Source organism: Flavobacterium sp. (assembly GCF_044369455.1).
Lineage (GTDB): Bacteria > Bacteroidota > Bacteroidia > Flavobacteriales > Flavobacteriaceae > Flavobacterium.
Genome location: NZ_JBIPLW010000059.1, coordinates 1 through 19,168, shown reverse-complemented (window position 1 = coordinate 19,168; position 19,168 = coordinate 1). Strand labels below are relative to the sequence as shown.

Annotated in this window: 12 protein-coding genes; all 12 read right to left on the bottom strand. The window is 58.9% G+C overall.

Annotated elements, in window-relative coordinates:
- The coding region (locus ACIQ2L_RS14040) for a sialidase family protein (protein ID WP_396159919.1) at positions 1-1,071 on the bottom strand (1,071 nt) is incomplete at its 3' end.
- 53 nt (positions 1,072-1,124) lie between these two features.
- Entirely contained in the window at positions 1,125-2,639 is a 1,515-nt protein-coding gene (locus tag ACIQ2L_RS14035; protein WP_396159917.1) for an arylsulfatase, read from the bottom strand.
- The gene (locus ACIQ2L_RS14030) at positions 2,636-4,150 is read right to left on the bottom strand and encodes a sulfatase (protein WP_396159915.1); all 1,515 of its coding nucleotides are present in this window, start codon (positions 4,148-4,150) and stop codon (positions 2,636-2,638) included. The genes ACIQ2L_RS14035 and ACIQ2L_RS14030 overlap by 4 nt, the downstream gene beginning before the upstream one ends.
- 16 nt (positions 4,151-4,166) lie before the next feature.
- Positions 4,167-5,594 carry an arylsulfatase gene (locus ACIQ2L_RS14025; protein WP_396159913.1) on the bottom strand — a complete coding sequence of 476 codons (1,428 nt, stop codon included), beginning with the start codon at positions 5,592-5,594 and terminating at the stop codon, positions 4,167-4,169.
- Positions 5,595-5,605: 11 nt separating this feature from the next.
- Positions 5,606-7,189, bottom strand: coding sequence for a hypothetical protein (locus ACIQ2L_RS14020; RefSeq protein WP_396159911.1), 1,584 nt, complete (start codon positions 7,187-7,189; stop codon positions 5,606-5,608).
- Between the two features lie 8 nt (positions 7,190-7,197).
- The gene (locus ACIQ2L_RS14015; protein WP_396159909.1) at positions 7,198-8,739 is read right to left on the bottom strand and encodes a sulfatase; all 1,542 of its coding nucleotides are present in this window, start codon (positions 8,737-8,739) and stop codon (positions 7,198-7,200) included.
- A 3-nt stretch (positions 8,740-8,742) separates the two neighbouring features.
- On the bottom strand, positions 8,743-10,347 hold the full coding sequence (locus ACIQ2L_RS14010; RefSeq protein ID WP_396159907.1) for a hypothetical protein: 1,605 nt from the start codon (positions 10,345-10,347) through the stop codon (positions 8,743-8,745).
- A gap of 10 nt (positions 10,348-10,357) precedes the next feature.
- Positions 10,358-11,617, bottom strand: coding sequence for an MFS transporter (locus tag ACIQ2L_RS14005; RefSeq protein ID WP_396159905.1), 1,260 nt, complete (start codon positions 11,615-11,617; stop codon positions 10,358-10,360).
- 233 nt (positions 11,618-11,850) lie between these two features.
- Complete coding sequence (locus ACIQ2L_RS14000) at positions 11,851-13,158, bottom strand: DUF1552 domain-containing protein (protein ID WP_396159903.1); 1,308 nt, start codon at positions 13,156-13,158, stop codon at positions 11,851-11,853.
- 39 nt (positions 13,159-13,197) lie between these two features.
- Complete coding sequence (locus ACIQ2L_RS13995) at positions 13,198-15,744, bottom strand: DUF1588 domain-containing protein (protein WP_396159901.1); 2,547 nt, start codon at positions 15,742-15,744, stop codon at positions 13,198-13,200.
- A 268-nt stretch (positions 15,745-16,012) separates the two neighbouring features.
- On the bottom strand, positions 16,013-17,410 hold the full coding sequence (locus tag ACIQ2L_RS13990) for a hypothetical protein (protein ID WP_396159899.1): 1,398 nt from the start codon (positions 17,408-17,410) through the stop codon (positions 16,013-16,015).
- 23 nt (positions 17,411-17,433) lie between these two features.
- Positions 17,434-19,168, bottom strand: a 1,735-nt coding sequence (locus ACIQ2L_RS13985; RefSeq protein ID WP_396159897.1) for a sialidase family protein, incomplete at its 5' end; no start/stop codon positions are given.

Here is a 19,168-nt window from a genome sequence, read left to right as displayed (position 1 = left end):
GGAACTGATCCGCGCCTTGATCTTTGCCGTCCTCCGGTCGCCATAGGCACAGGCGATCCTGCCGTCTTTGAGCGCAGCCAAGGCCGGAGGATTTCCATTCTGCTCCTTGCCGCCGGTTTCTCCGACGCGACTCAAGTAGCTCCAGGTTTTTCCGTTATCTGCAGAACCATAAGCATCCACGTGTCCGGCCATGAAACCCTCGCCCTTGGCGTCCCGTTCGACCCGGTTGGCACGGACAGTCGCGACGATGGAACCATCCTTCAGACGGCATACCGCAGGCATGACGGCGCGGAATGTACCGCTTAGCGGCGCGATCCAGGAGACAAAGTGGAAGGTCTTCCCGCCATCGGTGGTTTCCGCAACGTAGGATTTGTCCCACGGAGCCACCCACTGGGACGGTTTGCCGCCATCGATCGTGCCGGTTGCTTGCCCCCTCACCTTTTTGAAATCCTTGGGGCGGGCGGCCATGAAGATCAAACAGGATTCGGGACCGGTCACCAGATAGCCGGTGCGGGAGGTGCATTCCGTGCCGATAAGATTCGGATCTTCCATCAGACCGTTGAACCGATAAGGGCCACGCCAGTTCTTGCCCTTGTCGTCCGACACAAAGAAAGATCCCACCTTGTCAGTGTGCCCATGATAACCATTGGCCATCACCTTCATCGCGAAACCTGGGGCTTCAAAATGGATCTCTCCCGGCGAAGCGGCGGGCTGACCGCTATTCCCAACAAAATTGGACGGTTCTTCCGTGGCCCATGTCATTCCACCGTCGGTGCTTCGTGCCAGCAGGTTTTTGCGGTCCGTTTTTCCGATGTTGTGGCCCTCTTGTTCCACAAACGGTCCTTTGGTGAAGCCAACCAGGATTTCTTTTCCATCGTTCCATGTCCAAACGCCGTTGTTGGCAGGCCAGCCTGCAAACGAACCCGGCTCGCTGAAGACAACGACGTTTTTTGCACCTTGGGGCATGGGCTGGTTGGTGGCATTCCCGGCGGGCGGCTCCGCAGCGAGTAGAGCGCTTCCGGTAACGGTTAAGGCTGCCATCCAGATTCTTATGGTACGCGTGGTTTTCATGGTTAGTGGATTCATTTTGAAGGTGGTTGTTGGGGTTTGATAAGTGGACTTGATCACGGGCGGCTGCGGCCATCGTTCCGGAGCTTTGCGAGCAACGCAGTGAGCCGAGCAACGCGTTCCGGATTCTCATTGTAGAGGTTCTTCGTTTCACCAAGATCATCGTCAAGGTTGTAGAGTTGACCGGCTGATTCAGCGGCGGGAGGCAGCGGGTCTTGTTTCGAATAGAAACCGCCACCGTCCTGACCGACGATGAGCTTCCACTGTCCTTCTCGAATCGAGAACCAGCCCATCATGCTGTCGTTCACAAGACTTTGCCGCAGGTCTTTCGCTTCGGGCTTGCCCAACAGCGCGGGCATGAAACTGAAGCTGTCCTCGGCGGCATCGCGCGGAATCGGAACGCGGAGAAGATCGGCACAAGTGGCGAGCACATCGTTGAGGGCGATGAGTTGGCGGCTCTCGCTGCCTGCTTTCACGTGGCCGGGCCAGCGTGCCAGGAAAGGCACGCGATGGCCGCCTTCGTAAACCTCGGTCTTTTGCCCCCGGAGCGGACCGTTGATTCGATGACCTTCGATTTCCGCGTGGTTGATGCGCTCATACGCTTTCACACCGCCATTGTCGCTTGAGAAGAAGACGAGCGTGTTCTCCGCCAGTTTCAGCTGCTCGAGCGCGGCAAGCACTTCCCCCACCGACCAGTCCAGTTCGTGGATGAAGTCGCCATAGACTCCGATCTCGCTCGTCCCCGCGAAGCGTGCGTTGGGCTTCTTGGGGTTGTGAATGTTGCGATGCGCGAGGTAGAGGAAGAACGGCTCTTCGCGATGCTGCTCGATGAACGCCACGGCTTTTTCAGTGAGGCGCAGCGCTGCGTCCTCGAATACATAATTGGCGCTTTTGCCGCTGGCCATTTGCAGATTTGTGGGTGCGGTCCGAGGACGCTGGAGATAGTTCACCTGATACTCCGGGCGCGGGTCGTTGATGAAACGAATGGGATCATTCGGATCGAGTCCAACGACGCGCCGATTTTCGATGAAGATGTTTGGAATCTGGCCCACCCCAGGCATACCATAGAAATAGTCGAAGCCGACCTCCAACGGGCCCGGCTTCAGTTCGCCATTGAAATCCGGCCCCAGCATGTCGTCCCAGCCCGGCGTGCCTGGCCGGCCAAAGCCGAGATGCCACTTGCCCACGCAGCCGGTGAAATAGCCCGCGCCTTTGAGCAACGACGCAAGCGTCAGCCGACCATGCTCAATGAGCAGCGGATCATTCGCCCAGACCGTCCCGTGATCTGCCCATGTGCGCCAGCAGTAGCGGCCCGTCATCAGGTTGTAGCGGCTCGGCGTGCAGACGGACGCAGGCGAATGAGCATCCGTGAATCGCATCCCCTCATGGGCCAGCCGGTCGATATTCGGGGTCTTCACTTTGGTGGCCCCATAACAGCCCAGGTCGCCATAGCCCAAATCGTCGGCGAGGATAAAGATGATGTTGGGCTTTGGCTTCGAGACGTCGGCAGCGTGTAACGCGGCCAGGGGTGCGAGCAGCAGGGCGGTGAGTAGGGGGAGGGTGTGTTTCATTTCTTCGGTCTCGGCATGTTCGCATTGGTTTCTTTGCGCCAGGCATTGAGGCGGGCGCGGAGGTCTTTCACCCGATCAGGTTGCTGGGCGGCGAGGTCGGTCTTTTCGCTGAGATCGTTGACGACGTTGAACAACTCGACGCTGTCGTCCTCGATCCAGTGGATGAGTTTCCAATCGCCGACACGCACACTGCTGCACGGACCGCTGCCGTGATTGCCATAGTGCGGGAAATGCCAGAACAACGCGTCATGCACCGGTTTGGTGTCGCCACGGAGGAGCGGGGCGAAGCTGACGCCATCCTTGTGCAGCGCTGGCTTTGCTGGCAATCCGCAGGCTTCCAGCACGGTGGGCAGGATGTCGGTGTTCATCACCGGCACATCGCAGACGCTACCGGGCTTGGTCACGCCGGGCCATTTGACGATCCATGGCTCGCGCACGCCACCTTCGTAGAGCCAGCCCTTGCAACTGCGCAGAGGTGCGTTGGACGTGATGTGGTGACCGCCATTGTCACTCGTGAACAAGACGAGCGTGTCGTCGGCGATGCCGAGTTCGCCGAGCTTCGCCATGAGGTGGCCGACATTGTCATCCATCGTCTCGATCATCGCGGCATACACGGGGTCGTTTTGCCGGACGCGCGTCATGCCGATAGTCTGACCTTTCGCGCGGTCGCCGATATTTTGCCCCACGGACGTGCCGCGGGCTGCGGTGCCTTCCTGGATGTATTCGGCCTTTTCCGGAATGCCCATGCGTCTGGCCTTGGCGCGGTATTTTTCGATCAGATTCGCCTTGGCCATGATGGGCGTGTGCACATCGTAGAAAGGCAGGTAGAGGAAGAAGGGCTGAGCGGCTTTGCGTTGCTCGATGAGCTTGATCGCCTCGCTGGTGAGGCGATCGCAGAGATGCTCATCCTTTCGTCCACCTTCCACGAGGCCCGGCACGGGGCTGCCGTGGTAGGCTTTTGCCTTCTTGGGGTCATCGTGCCCGTAAGGCCAGAAATAGCTGGCGGGTGCTCCGCTGTGGTTGCCGGCGATGTTGATGTCAAAGCCCTGATTCTGCGGCATGAACGGTTCCTGGCCGAGATGCCACTTCCCGACATGCCACGTCGCATAACCTGCATCGCGCAATAGCTCGGCGATGGTTACTTCCTCCAGCGGAAGCTCCATCTTCATCTCCGCAGGCAGCAGTTTGCCGCTTCTGCCGTTGCTGGGAATGTAGTCGGTGATCTTCAGCCGCGCCGGATACCGCCCGGTCATGATGGCCGCACGTGAAGGCGAGCAATACGGGCTGCTCGAATACGCCTGCGTGAAGCGCATTCCCTGCGCGGCGAGTTTGTCGAGATTTGGCGACTCGTGAAAGGTGCTGCCGTAGCAAGAGAGGTCGGCCCAGCCGAGATCGTCGGCGAGGATCACGATGACGTTCGGTTTGTTCGCAGGCTTTGGCGCATCGGCAGAGTGCAGCGCGGCCAGCGGCGCGAGCAGCAGGACGGTGATGAGGGTGAGGGTGTGTTTCATGGTGATTGATCGTGCTTTAGGGGCGACTGCGGCCGTCGTTGCGAATCTTCTGCAACAGGGCCGACAACCGTGCGACGACCTCCGGCTTTTGAGTGTAAAGGTCCTTTGCTTCTTCAAGGTCATCGCCGAGGTTATAAAGCTGGCCTGTCGGTTCGGCGGCGGATGGTGCGGGAACCTTGTCATCACCGCCCAAACCGGCGATGAGTTTCCATGGCCCATCTCGAAGTGCAAATGCACCCTTTAGACTATGCATTATCAATGGCCCGCGCGGCAACGTGCGCTGCTCGCCAAGAATGACGGGCAGAAAGCTAAAACTGTCTTCGCCGGCATCCCTGGGCAACGGCACTCGGACAAGTTCAGCACACGTCGCCAGCACGTCGGTCAGGCAGACCAGCTCGCCAGACGCCGTGCCCGCAGGGGTGTGACCCGGCCAACGGACGATTAGCGGCACCCGGTGTCCTCCTTCCCAGAGCTCCCACTTTTTTCCGCGTAGATCCCCGTTGGGGCTGTGGTCGCCCTTGCGTAGCGCGCCTGCCTTACCATTCACGTAAGGCGGCACACCGCCATTGTCGCTGGAATATAACACCAGCGTATTTGACGCTCGCCCCGTCCGCTCCAAGGCGTCCAGGATTTGCCCAACGCACCAGTCATGCTCCTGGATGCAATCACCTCGCGGACCGCACTCGCTCGTGTCCTTGAACCGCGGGTGCGGAATGCACGGCTCGTGGATGGTGCTTGTCGCGAAGTAGAGAAACAGCGGCGTTGTTTTTGGCACCGATTCGATCCAGGCGACAGCCTTCTCGGATTGAGGAACATCAATGTGCTCCAGTGGGATGCGGGCCGCCGTTCCGCCCTTTATGCTGTAGTGTTGAACGTCAGTGATAGGATCCGACCGATCGAGGCCAACGACATGGTGGTTCTCGACAAAGACCACTGGCTGCCACATGTTCACCACGGGAATTCCGAAATAGTAATCGAAACCGATCTCCAGCGGGCCCGGCTTGAGTTCCCCATTCCAGTCGGGCCTCGGGTCGCCAAAACCGAGGTGCCATTTGCCCACGACCGCGGTCGCGTAGCCCTGGTTCTTGAGCAGGGAAGCCAGTGTGGTTCGTCCCGGTTCGATAAGCAACCCGTCATTTGGCTGACACACTCCTGACTTCAGTCGCGTGCGCCAGGCATAGCGTCCCATGAGCAAACCATAGCGGGTCGGCGAACACACAGCCGAAGGCGAGTGTGCATCTGTGAATCGCATTCCAGCGCTAGCGAGCCGGTCGATGTTCGGCGTCTTCACTTTCGTCGCGCCGTAACAGCCCATGTCACCGTAGCCAAGATCGTCTGCCAGAATCACGACGATGTTGGGTATTGGCTTCGGAGCATCGGCAGCGTGCAGCGCGGCGAAAGGCGCGAGCAGCAGGGCGGTGAAGAGGGTGAGGGTGGGTTTCATGATCAGCATTTTCATTTCACGGATGCTCCTTGGGTTTTGGTAATCTTCGCCTCGCCACCTTGATGAACAGCGTTCGTCGTGGCGGGAATCGAGAGGTCACGGAGGTCAAGGGCTTCGATGGTTCCGGCTTGATGATCGAGGACGTGCTCCAGGCCTTCAGCAACGACATCGGTGATCTGTAGACGCTGAATCTGCGGCGTCGAAGTGAGGTAGCCGACACCCTCAGGCCAACCACGGCGGCCTTTGCCGGGAGGTGTCACGATGCCAGCCCGTGCATCCATGAAGGCTTTCAGCGCGGAGCGATCCATGGAGGTGGCGATCAAGGAACCGGCTGGGGAGGTGGTGTTGGGTCTTTGAACCACGACATCGCGCACTTGCAACAACGCGATGCGGCCATCGGCGCGGATGAGCGGCGCGTGGCCGATTCCCTTGCGCGGATCATATACGTTCAAGCCATCGATGAGCAGACGGTCAATCTTCGCATCCGGCTGGATCCACACGAGCGGGCGGTCGTCGATGGGCGCGTGGCTGCTGATATTCTTGAGCGTCACCTGCTCCATCTTGCCCGCGAACCAGAAAAGGAAGGCCGGCACATAATCGTAGGCGCGCGGTCCGACGGGACGCAGGTCGATGTTCTCAAACTCCAGCCGCCCGATGTTGCCGCCTTCGCGCAGATAGGGCGTGATCCAGACGCCGAAGTCACGGTAAGTGCCCTTCACGTTGCGGATGGAAACGCGATCCAACCGGGAAGCACGGGAGAGGATGCGGATGACCTGGGCGCAGTCGTCCACCTGCACGCCGTCAATATCCACGTCGGTGACCGCGCCGTTACCGGAGTAGGGCGGGAACAGCTTGCCGGGGGTGCGGACGAACTTTCCTTCGCTGGTCCAGTCAGATCCCAGGTCGTCGATGTTCAACGCGATCATGTCATCCCAAGCGCGGCCCTGAACATTGCGAATGCTCAGGAACTCGCCCGGTCCCTGCACATGGATGCCGTCCTGATTCGACTGCTTCGGGATGTGGTCAAGGTTGATGTAGATGTTCTCAAACACCACACGCCGCCAGTTCGTGAGATACACCGCAAAGGTGCGCGAGTTGGTGATCGAGAGATCGCGAAACAGCACCTGTTCCACGCCATGCAGCGCGAAGGCAGTCGTCCAGCCGTGTTCCTTCGTAGAATGTTCCTGGTGCTCCGCGTTGCCGTTATAAGTGCCGCCGAGAAACGATAGATTGTGATCCGCCCGCCCTTCCGGCTGCGGCGTGGCATTGGCGATAAGCGGACGATTCGAGTTGTCCGCGAGATAGAAACCACAGGCTCGATTCAAACACTCGATCGTCGTGTTGGAGTGAACCTTGAGTCCCGTGACAAGGATCGGTCCGTCCACGATGAATTTCAGCGATCCGAGTTCCGGCACACGATCGAGGATGCCCTGGATGAGCGCCGTGTCGTCCGTGCCGCCGCCTTTGGTGACATCGCTGTCGAGCTTCGCCCCCGCCTCGCTGGCGACGATGATGCGGGAGTCTTGGGAAGGTGCGGCGTGCAGCGCCAGCGGTGCGAGCAGTAGGGCGGCAATGTTAATGAGAATGTATTTCATGGCTTGGTCTATTTCTGCTTGGTTTCGGTTTTGGTCGCGGCGGGCGGAGGCACGGGTTTGGGCATCTGTTTCTGCCAGGCGAAGAAGGCTGTGCTGAGTTCCTTGACCTTTTCAGGGAACTCGGTGGCGAGGTCGTTCAGTTCGGCGGGGTCGCGACTCAGGTCGTAGAGTTCCCAAGGGCGGGCATCTTCGGGACGTATTTTATCGACGCTGGCTTGGCTGGGGTAAACATTGTTGGGGTAGAGTTCCTGGGCGGGGGAGTCGTCGGTGCCGTCGAAGGGTTGGTCGAGCTTGATGGCTTTCCATTTACCGCTGCGGATGGCGAGGTTGTAAAAAAGCGCTGGGTAGCCGGGGCCGCCGGGTTTGCGTTCGTTGGGTCTGACCCAGACTCGCTGCTGCCAGCAGAGGTTTTCGTGCGGGTGGCCGGCCTTTTCGCCCTTGATGTATGGCATGAGATCCACGCCGTCGAGGTTGCCGGGCACAGAGGCGTTGGCGACTTTGGCAAAGGTCGGGAACACATCCACCGTGCTGACGATGCCATCAAAGGTTTGGCCGGCGGGCAACTGACTGGGCCATCTCATAATGAAAGGCACCCGCACGCCGCCTTCCAAGACGTCGAACTTGTGGCCGCGGTATGGGATATTGATGGCGGTGTTACGGGTGTGCATGGCGGCATTGTTGCCGCCGCCGCCGTTGTCGTTGGTAAAGACGATGAGGGTGTTGTCCGCGAGGCCGAGTTCTTGCAGCTTGTCCATCACGCGGCCGACGTTGCGGTCAATGGCGCGGACCATCGCGGCGTATTTGCGGCGGTCGGGGCTGACATACCAGGCTTCGATGGCGGCCTGGTCTTCGTCGAGGCTATGTAGCGGCGCGTGCGGCGCGTTGAAGGCGAGGTAGAGGAAGAAGGGACCGTCTTTCTGCCGCTGGATGAACTCGCAGGCTTCGGTGCCGAAGAAGTCGGTGAGATAGTCGGGCGAGTCGAAGCGCTGATACTTGCCGTCTTTGAAACGGGCGAGTCCGGTGCCTTTCCAAAAGGTGTGCATGCCGCCGGTGATCCCGACGAACTCGTCGAAGCCGCGCTCGTGCGGCGGCTTGAAGAGGAAGCCGCCGAGGTCATCGCCGCTGTGCCCGCTGCTGTTGCCGCTGAGATGCCATTTTCCGACGTTGGCGGTGCGATAGCCACTCGCCTTGAGCACGTCGGCCAGCGTGGTCTGCTGCATCCAGAGCTGGCATTCCTCCGGCGTATACACGTTGTTGAACACACCAAAGCGGGTTGGAAATTTCCCGCTCATGAGGCCCATGCGCGAAGGCACGCAAATGGGCGCGACGGTGTAGGCGCTGGTGAACCTGGTTCCCTCGGCGGCGAGCCGGTCGAGATGGGGTGTGGGGATGTCCTTGCAGCCGTAGGCGCCGATGTCGGCATAGCCCATGTCGTCGGTGAAGATAATGACGAGGTTGGGTTTTGCGGCGGACTTTGGCGCATCGGCAGAGTGCAGCGCGGCCAGCGGCGCGAGCAGCACAGCGGTGAGGAGTGTGAGGGTGAGTTTCATGGTCTATTTCTCGCTTTTCGTCGTGGAGGAAATCTCGCCGATCTTCGCATCGCCACCGACCGAGATCGGATTCGGCACATCGGTGGTCATGACGTTGTCGAATTGGAGGTGGCCGATGTCGCCGGTGTCGTGCTGTAGGACACTCTTGATTCGGTTGACACTGATGTTCGAGAGATGGAGGCGATTGATCTGCGGCTTGCGTTCGAGGCTCTCGAAGGCTTCCGGCCAGCCACGACCATTGACGGCCCAGGGATAGAGGCTGTTGAGGACGCTGCGTCCGATCTTGTAGTATTGCTTCAGCTTCGTCCGGTCGGGATCGGTGCGGACTAGCGAGCCTTCGATCGGCATTTCCGCAGGCCGTGAGAGAGTCACGTTGTTGACGGAGAGCAGGTCAATGTGCCCATCGACTTGAATTGCGGGCGTCTTGGCGGAATGCGGGTCCTTCTGGTAAAGGCTCATCCCGTCTACGCGCAGCACGCCGATGTCGGAACTTGGCTGCACCCAGACCACGGGCCGACTGTCGACGGGCAAGTGGCTGCGGATGTTGCGCAGCGTAAGTTGCTCGATGTTGCCTTGGATCAGAAAGACGAAGGGGAGCGGCCCGAAGTCGGGCTCGAGCGGGCGCAAGTCGATGTTCTCAAAAGTGATGTTCCCCAGGTTGCCGCCGGGCCTCCAGGCTGGTGAGATGAAGAAGCCATACTTGGTGAAGGTCCCCTGCACGTTACGGATGGAGACGCGATCAACTCGCGAGACGCGGGAGAGAATGCGGATGCCATTGTGCCCGCCGTCAATGAACACGCCGTCGATGTCCACATCGCTGATGGGACCAAAGCTGACGTTGGGGCCGAAAATGTCGTTGCCCTTGAACTCGCCCTGCTTGTTCCAGTCGCAATTGTAATCGTCGGCGTTGAGCGCGATGATGTCATCGCCGGGATTGCCGTGGATGTTTCGCATGGAGAGAAACTGGCCCGGTCCTTGGAACTGAATGCCGCACTGGAGCGGCTCGGGCTTTTGGCTGAGGTGGATGAAGACGTTCTCGCAGGTGACGCGCCGCCAGTTCGAGAACTGCACGGCGAGAGTGGTCATGTCCACAATCGTCACATCGCGCATCGTGACCTGCTCCACGCCATACATGGCGAAAGCGACGGTCCAGTTCTTCCCCGGTGGCAGCTTCGAACTCAGCGTGATGTGGGTCTGCTTGGCGGAGTTTCCGTTGTAGGTGCCGCCGAGGAAGGTGATGTTGCGGTTCTTGCGCTCTGTGGCCGAGGGATCGGCGTTGCGGATGATCGGCTGGTCCGCGTGATCCGCGAGAAAGAAGCCGCAATCGCTCGTGACGCACTCGATGGTGGTATTGGAGTGAACCTTGAGTCCCTTCACGAGGATCGCGCCATCCGCGACGAGCTTCAGCGAACCGAGCTTCGGTGCCCGGTCGAGAATACTCTGGATTAGAGCCGTGTCATCGGTGCCGCCGCCTTTGGTGACGTCACTGTCGAGCTTCGCACCAGCCTCGCTGGCGATGACGATGTGAGAGTCTGGGGATGGCGCGGCGTGTAGCGCAGCTATCGGCGTGAGCAGCAGAGCGGAGATAAGTATGAGTGCGTGTTTCATGAGTCGATGCCTATTCAAAAATTTTCTTGTTCGGATTGATGAACAGCCACGCAACGGCGCCCATCAAAAACAAACCGCCAATGCAAAGCAATGGTGCGTTCCAGTCATAGCGTTTCTGCAACCAGGTGACCAACAACGGACTGATGATGCTGCCAATCTGTCCCGAGGTGTTCATCGCCGCTCCGACGACTCCCGTGTGATTGCCACCGATGTCCATCACCGTTCCCCAAGCCGCTGCAAGTGTGAACATACTTGCGGCCACCGAGATCGCGACGCACCATGCTGCTAGCGTTGGATGCGAAGTCGTTGTCGAAAACAACATTGCTCCGCCCGCGACGAAATAGGCGAGTGCCCCGACTCCTGCTCGACCGAAACGCAAACCGAAGTGTCGTGTGACGAAGTCAGTCGAGATCCCGCCGCACAGATCGGCGGCGACGCTCAGAATCAGTGGCAACCCTACGAAGAAGCCGAGTTGCATCGAGTCGAAGCCATGTTGCTCCTTCAGATAGTCGGGGAGCCACGTGATGCAAAAGTAGAATGCGAAACTGTTCGGAAAATACATAAGGCAAAGTGGCAGAGTGTTGCGATGACCGAAGAGCCGCTTCCAATAAGCCCAACCGGCATGATGACCGGCGCTGTTGTCGCGACCGGATAGGATCAAGTTTCGTTCGGCCGCATTCACTGCGGGATGTTCCTCGGGTTCATCGCTGAACCAGCGATACCACGCCATTGCCCACACGATGCCTGGTACTCCGCAGATCACGAGCACCCATCGCCAGCCGACAGTGTTCATCAACGGCAAGACGATGATCGGCGTCAGTCCGCCGGCGAGATGCGCGGCGGCGAAGAAGATGCCCTGAATTTTGCCTCTCTCCAAGCGTGGAATCCAACGCGAGAACGTCCGACCGACGCCCGGCCAAGCTCCGGCTTCACCCGCTCCAAAGAGAAAGCGAATGACAAGCAACGATGTGAAGTTCCAACTCGCAGCCGTAAGCATCGTAAAGACCGACCACCACGTTACGATCCGCGTTAGAACAAGCCGAGTCCCAATTCGATCCGCCCAACACGCTGTCGGAATCTCGAACGCGGCATAGGCGACCGCAAACGCGCTGAAGATCCAACTCATCTGGTCTTTATCAAGTCCAAGATCGCGCCGGATTTCCGGCGACAGAGTCGCCAAGCACGCGCGGTCGAGATACGTGATCGCCGCAAGCGCCAGCATAAAGCCGACAACGCGATAGCGAATGCGTGTTGCGGGTGTCTCTGCCATGGAATGGTCTTGCTTCGAAAAGGATTGTGCGAGTCTTGGTATGCTTGGCTTCGGGTTTGGTCGCGCCGCCGCTCACATTGGCTTGTGCATCTGTTTCTGCTATGTGAAGAAGGTTGCGCTGAGTTCGCTGGCGTCGCGGCTGAGGTGGTGGGACGGCCTTTCCAGGCCGTCGCAGATGATCCGGACACGACGGCCTGGAAAGGCCATCCTACGAAATCACGATGTCAATCGTCTCATGAATTCAACTCGTTCAATGTGCCCGTGCTGCTGCCGAACGTGTCTGCTTCAATACCGAGTTGCTGGAGCATGGTGACGAAGAGATTGCAGAGCGGTTTGTTGTTGTCGCGGTTGAAGGCGAGGTGCTGGCCGTGCTTGAGGCCGCCGCCAGCGAGAAGGATGGGCAAGTTGGTGTTGTCGTGCGTATTCGCGTCCCCCATGTTGCTACCGCAAAGGATCATCGTGTTATCGAGCAGGGAACCGCTGCCGCCCGAGGTCTTGGAAAAAGTTTCGAACAGTCTCGAAAGCTGTTGTATTTTGGCGCTGTCGATCTTGCTCCATTGGTTGAGCTTGGCTTCGGCCTGGCCGTGGTGAGTGATGTTGTGGAAACCGGTGTCGGTAGAGTCCTTCTCGAGTTCCAGAGCCGGAGTGTTGAACTCATCGATCATGAGCGACACGATACGGGTGCTGTCGGTTTCAAAGGCTAGTCGAATCATGTCAAACATCAGATCCGTGTGGTTGAGCATTTTCTGCCGCGCACCAAGGTTGATCTCAGGTGGTATGGGAGTGGTCGTTGCCGGTTTGCCTTTGCGTTCCCACTCTTCATCGGCGACGAGTCGCTTCTCTACCTCGCGAATCGAGGTGGTGTAGTGGTCGAGCCGATCCTGATCCGACCGGCTCAGACGCGAGCCAAAGCGTTTGAGTTGCTCGTTGACTGCATCCAGCACGCTGCCATCCTGCCGGAGTTTCTCGATCTGACGCTCCATCTCGGCTTCAGAGCCTGTCAGGAAAAGACTGCGATAGATCTCGGAGGGTTGCTGCGCGGCTGGTATCATGGCACCGCTGCGTGTCCAGGTCAGGCTGCGTTGCGCAGGGTCGACATTGACGCCGAGAGATAGATTCGGAAAGCGGGTAGGCCGCCCCAACAACTCGGCAGCGTAAAGATCCAGGGAAATACTGTTCTTGAAACCGCTGGACCCCGGGGCGCGCGCGCCGGACAAGAAGCAGTTGTCGGTGGGATGCCCTCCGCCAACGCCGGGGTGGGAAAGACCGCTAAACACGGTGAGCTGATCTCGCCAAGGTTGCAGCGCTTCCAAGTAAGGCGATGGACTGTAATTTTTCCCCACCTCCTTCGGAAAGAATGCTTCAGGGATAAAGCCGAGGTTATAACAGACCAACAACATACGCTTCGGCGAGACAGGTGCGGTGGCACCGTACACCGGCGACATCGCCTCCAGTGCGGGCAGGGATAGTGAGACGCCCAGACCTTTCAGCATCGCGCGGCGGCTCAGCGGCTTCCGAGTGGAGATGTGGATGTTTTTCATTTTTTGTACGGATTCAAATAAGGGTTATGAAGACGAAAGTCATGGTTGAGCTTGCAATCCGAGTTCACCGAGAAAGAGGCGGCTACAGACCAGCTCCTCCAGCAAGTCGCGGCACAAGTAGCCGTCCGGGGCGCAGGAATCGAGGATGGCTTCGATCTCGCGCCGATCCGAAAAACGAACGGGCACGCCGGTGGTGTAGGCGAGCAGTTGATGAACGAAATTGCGCGCGAGCTGACGTGGGTCTTCCAGCAGGATGGCCTTTAACTCACGCACATCACGAAAGGTGCGGCCGTCTTCCAGCTCGCCGCTGGCATCAACAGCGCGGGCGAGAGTGTAGCGGAAAGAGTTGCCGGTGCGATCGATGCCTTTAATGACTTCGCCTTCCTCCAGACCGCGATAACGGTCGCGCCAGGCCCCCATGATGTCGAAGTTTTCCAATGCGAGACCGTAGTGGTCAAACTTTCGATGACATGATGCGCAGGAGCTGGACTCCTTGTGTCTGGCAATGATCTCCCGGACCGTGCTGGCACCGCGCACATCGGGTTCGATACCAGGCACGGTGGGCGGAGGCGGCGGAACTTCATGGCCAAGCAAATGCTCCAACACCCAAACGCCACGCAGAATGGGGGAGGTGGTGGTGCCGTTGGAAGTGACCTTGAGCACGGACCCCTGGGTCATGAGGCCACCGTAGGGACTGCCAGACGGCAGGCGGACGAGACGCACGTCCGCGTCAGCAACAGGTGGCAGGCCGTAGTGGCGCGCGAGCTGGTCATTGGCAAAGGTGTAATCGCTCGCCACCATCTCACCGACTGGACGGTTATCTCGAAGCAAATGACGCACATAAGCGCGGGTTTCGTCCGCCATGGAATCATGGAGATAGTCATGCAGTCGATACTCCGGATAGAGCCGTTCGTCGGGTGCGTCGCGTCGCAGGTGGCGAAGATCTAGCCAGTAGTCGGTGAAATGCCGGATGAATTGCTCGAAGTCTTCATGCGCCATGATTCGTCGCGTGTGATCGACCAACACTTCACGTTGCCGCAACGTGCGATCGAACGACGCCTGTCGCAGGAGCTTGTCCGGTGGGCCGTCCGTCAGGAAATGGGAGAGCCGAGAAGCGATGGCAAACTGGTCAACCGCGCGCGTCGGCTCGCGCAGGTAAAGAAAGTGGCCAGAGCAGAGAATGCCTTTGTACGCCGCAAGCACAGCGTTCATGAACGGTTTGCCGGCAGCCAACTCGGCGTGGGCAAGGTCGATGTAGATTTTCACATCTTCCGCCGGCATCACGCCGCGACTGCACAGTCCCGCAAACCTGGTCACGAGCCCCGGCATGATCTCGTTCGGCTTGTCCGCCGCGACCTCCACTGGCCAGTCCCCACCCTCCGATGCATCGCGGATCGGCAGCTCGCCGAACAGCACACGGTGGGACGGCGGCGGCCAGTCGCCGTCTCGCAACGGTCCTTCAATTTCGACCCACTGATAGGCAATGCCCGGATAACCACCCTCGGGTAACGGCGGCATTTTGATGGTGGTCGGGCGTGGAATGGGCAGCCCGAGCGGATTGAGTTCGACCGTTTCACCCGGGAGAAGATCAACGACCGCTTCAAACACCTCCCGCTTGGCCCCCACGGTAAAGTTGCGCGAGGCCACGCGATTGTCCGGATTCAAAAATCGATCCACGCTGGCGATCAAATTGCAGCCTGCGGGTTCATCCGATTCGACCAGCTTATAATCCCCCCGGTCTTTGACCGCGCGAGCTGAGAAACGCACTCGGTAGCGCCCAGCGGTTTTGGCGGCGAAACCCTTCACGTGGTGACGTGTGGCTTGGAACGACGTGCGGAAGAAGACAGCCTCCACCTGTTGGTGACGGTCCGCATCCTTACTTAACTCACCGGCCTCGTCGCGTTCGAGACGCCTGTTTTCCAAAGCGTGATAAAAGGCCCGCTGACCACCGAAAAAGTTCTGGTTGGGCCGGATCATGGTGAGCGCATCGGCGCGGTAGGTCTGGCTCGAAGGAGGTTCCACAGAGGGAGCAAGGGCTGCACGCAGAACGGTCTCTGCCGTTTTCAGGTAAGCGGCTGCTTGCACGTCGGACATGTCCAGTGAATCAGTGATTTTATCAAAACCGTGACTCACGCGATCAGGCGGAAGTGATTCTGCGATCTGAAGGTGCGGCATTTGCAGCAGTTCGCAAAGATTGTTTTGATACTCACCCCGTGTCAGGCGGCGAATCGGACCGCGGCCATGAGCCTTGACGTCAGCCATGTCTGCCGCATGTATTTCCCGCGAGAGGGATTCAACTAGCGCAGCCCGTGATTCACCAGGCAGATCATCCGCCTGCGGCGGCATCTCCCCTTTTTCAATGCGGTCATGAATCCGCACCCAGCGTTCGCGTACCGCTCGGTTGTTTAGTTCAAACGACAACGCCGTGAGGTCCAGTCCACCTTCGGTCGTCTCCTTGCTGTGACAATCAAGACACGATTGCTCCAGCAACGATGAAATTGTCGATGGGGGCTCACTCGCGCCTATGTCTTGCGGCAAAGCAATGAGGGAAAGTGAGTAAGCCGCCGCGCTGATCCATCGAATCATGCCAGAACCTCCTTCACCACGGATTCATAAACTTCGGTAAGCCGGAAGTCGCGGCTGAGGTGGTAGGACGGCCTTTCCAGGCCGTCGCAGATGATCCGGACACGACGGCCTGGAAAGGCCATCCTACGAAGTCGCGATGTAAATCGTGTGTGATCGAACCCTCGCATGTGGAGCATCGTGGCGTGCAGTGCGGTCAGCGGCGCGAGCAGCAGGACGGTGAGGAGTGTGAGCATGGGTTTCATTGATGGTGTCTCAGTTGCTTTTCGTTTCAGCGAATCCAGATACCTTTACCTGTGCCGCCTTTGGGCGTCGTCTTGGGGTAGTCTGGGTTGAGTTTTTGTTCGATGACTTTGGTAACTTGCTCGATGGGCAAGTCTGTTTGCGAGTCCCGAGTATGGACGCCGGAGATGCTGACGTTGCGCAAAGTGCAATCGAGGTCCGGTGAGAAGATCTCAAACCATTTCTCCGGTGCGGTTGGGCCGCCGCGCTTGTAGGTCTGCGACGGCGGACCGATTGCTAGGAGGTGCCAGTCTGGAGTGATGGGATGATTCACCTGGACGTTGTGAATGGAAAGTCCGTCCGTGTTCGCGTGGAGTTCGATCTGGCCGGGGCGATTGAAGGTGAGGTCTTCGAAGCGGAGATTCTTCACCGCGCCGACTCCGATGCTGAAGTCGGTGTCGCGGCCACGTTCGAGGTTCGGCTGGTCGTAGATTTTGAAATGCCGGATGTCGGTGATGCGGCGCAGGGTGATGTCCCGGATGGAGCAATCGAGCATAGTGCCATCCTCGAAACGTTTCACCCCTGGCAGTAGGCGGATGGCGATATTGCCTTCGTGGTCGTCCTCGGGCCAACCCGTCACAGCCTCGACCGTGATGCGCTCAATGGGGCCAAAACTGGGGGCGTTGTTTTTCCATGCCCAGGCGGTCAGCGCCACATCGTCATCGGAGGAATTGCCACGCACGCCGCGAATCACGCCGTCACTGGCGGGGCCGGTCACATGCACGCCATCCCGGCGGTGCTCTTCGAGCGTGATGTTTTCGACGGTGAATTCATGGGCGTTCGCCAGATGCACCCCGAAGGGCCTGCTCTGGCGCACGGTGATGTTCTTCACCGTGACGCCACGGACGTTTTGCAGCAAAATAACCCCGTGCGTGCCGAAGGCGGGATTCTCCTTCGATGAGCGTCCGAGGAGGTTTCCGTTCCACTCCTTTTCGGTCGTGGCGAGCGTGGTCCAGATGCCGCCTTCGATGGTTATGTCCATATCGAGCGGCTGATCGGCGGGCACGGGCTTGGTATTCAAGGTGACGACGTGCTCGTTGCGCACCATGCATGTGTTGCTCCCGGGCTTGAGGCGAAGCTCGGCGGTTGGATCAGCGCTGAGTTTTTGACCTGATTTCACGACAAGCGGGCTATCGAGGTAATAGGGTTGAGCTCGCGCCGGAATGTGCAGCGTTCCCTGTGCGTTCAGCGTCGCTTGCATCGCCTGCGTCCACACTTCGGCGGTGACGTTACGCGTTTCGGCTTTGCCAGAAGCGTCCGGCCATTTCTCGGTCCAGGTTTCGGTGCGGACGAGATGTTGCCAATCGCTTAAGGGCTTCTCAGCGGCTTGCAGCGCGGCCGGTGGCACGAGCAGTAAGGCGGTAAAGAGTGTGAGGGTTGGTTTCATGCTTCTTATGTTATTTCGTGAGTTCATCGTACCTGCACGGACTTTAAATCGAGTTCGAACGTGCCGGCGGAGGGGTAGGCGATTGGGTCGGTGTAAAAGCCGCCGAAGTTGATCTTGCGCATGAGCTTGCCGGGCAGGGTTAAAGGTTTCCCGTCGTTCAAACGTATACTGTAGTCCGTGTCTGACATGCTGACGCCGAAGCGGATGGTCTCATGCAATCCGACCTCGGTGAGCTTCACCCATTTATCGCCTTTGAGCACTTCAATGTGATAGGGCGGCAGCGGACGGCTCACGCGGATTTGCGTGTTGTGATGATCGACCGCGCCGATGGTCAGCAGCGTCATGCCATTGACGGCTTCATCGTTGGACTGGCCAGGATAGAAACTCGGCACGGTCATGAGTTTCACCGCGAACTCGAGTGCCAGTTGCTTCTGCTCGGTCAGTTCCTTGGTAAGCACCAATCCAAGGCTACTGAAGGTCTCGGGGAAGTAAGCAACTTGCGTCTTGTCATTGATCACGACAGCGGGTCGGCTTTCACGTTGCAAGAAGAACGGTGTCTTGAAATCAGGTAGGCCCTTGACGCGGCTCGCATAGATCGCGCGAGGCTTCACGCCGTAGCTGTAGGAGATGATCATCTCGCCGTTGTTGATCTCGCCGTTCGGATAATGCCCAGTGGTGCCGCGTTGCTGGATGACGGGACCGGGAATGAGCAAATCGGGATCGCACACGGGGCTGAAATATGCCGAAAGGAAATGACGGTCGCGCAACGTGCGAGAGTAGCCCGGCAGCCAGTCATTGGCGACGAGCATGAGGTCGGATGACGACCGCGCCATGCTGAAACTCTGGTGCCGGCTGGAAATCGTTTCGATGTCCACCGTCCGCGGAGTCGAGAAATTCACGCCGCCATCGCTGCTCTCGGCATAGAGGATCATTTGGTCGGCGGTGAATCCGTCTGCAGCATTCTTCTCCGCCACGCGAATCAACAAGCCGATCTTCCCGTCGGGATGCTCGAAGAAGTGCGGTTCCCAAACTTGGACTAACTCCGTTGTTTCCAACTTCTTCGCCGATGGCTTCAAAAACTTCTTCACAGGCAACACGGGAGTAAGTTCACCGTAGTGCCATGACTTTCCTTCATCCTTGCTGATCAAGGCGCAGACCTGAAGCGGCTTGCCGTCCCATTTTCCTTGGGGCGTGGCGCCCGGCGCAAGGCAGATCGGGAAGAGCATCGCGCCGGACTTGGTCAGCAAGCCGTGGTTGGATGGAAAAGGTGTCGCGTTCGGTGCGGCTTCGCGATCATAGCTTTTCGGAAGCGGCTCCGGAATGCGGTAGTTCTCCCAATGCAACCCGTCGGACGACTTCGACACGTAGGTGGCCGCCTCTGGTCCCGTGACGCACCAGGCGCAGAAGAGCGTCTCGTTGCGCAAGTTGATGAAGTTCGGCTGCCATTGGAACGACATGCCCGTCGAATCCACCGGGTTGGACGCGCCACCATTCGAAGTGAAGTGCGCCACCGGCACCGACCACTTTTGAAAATCGTCACTGACCGCGAGGTAGTTGAACTGCCCAGGCTCCGACTCATTCGCGATCTCCGGGTTGGCATTCCATACTGCCACATAGCGCCCCTTGAACAATGTGATGTCCGAATCGTGGTTGTAACCCATCTTCGGCGACCACGCCGGGTAAACCTCGTTGATCACCGCATGCTCGACGGAGAACTTCGCCACGGGGTAAGGCGTGTTGTCAGCGGCGTGCAGTGCG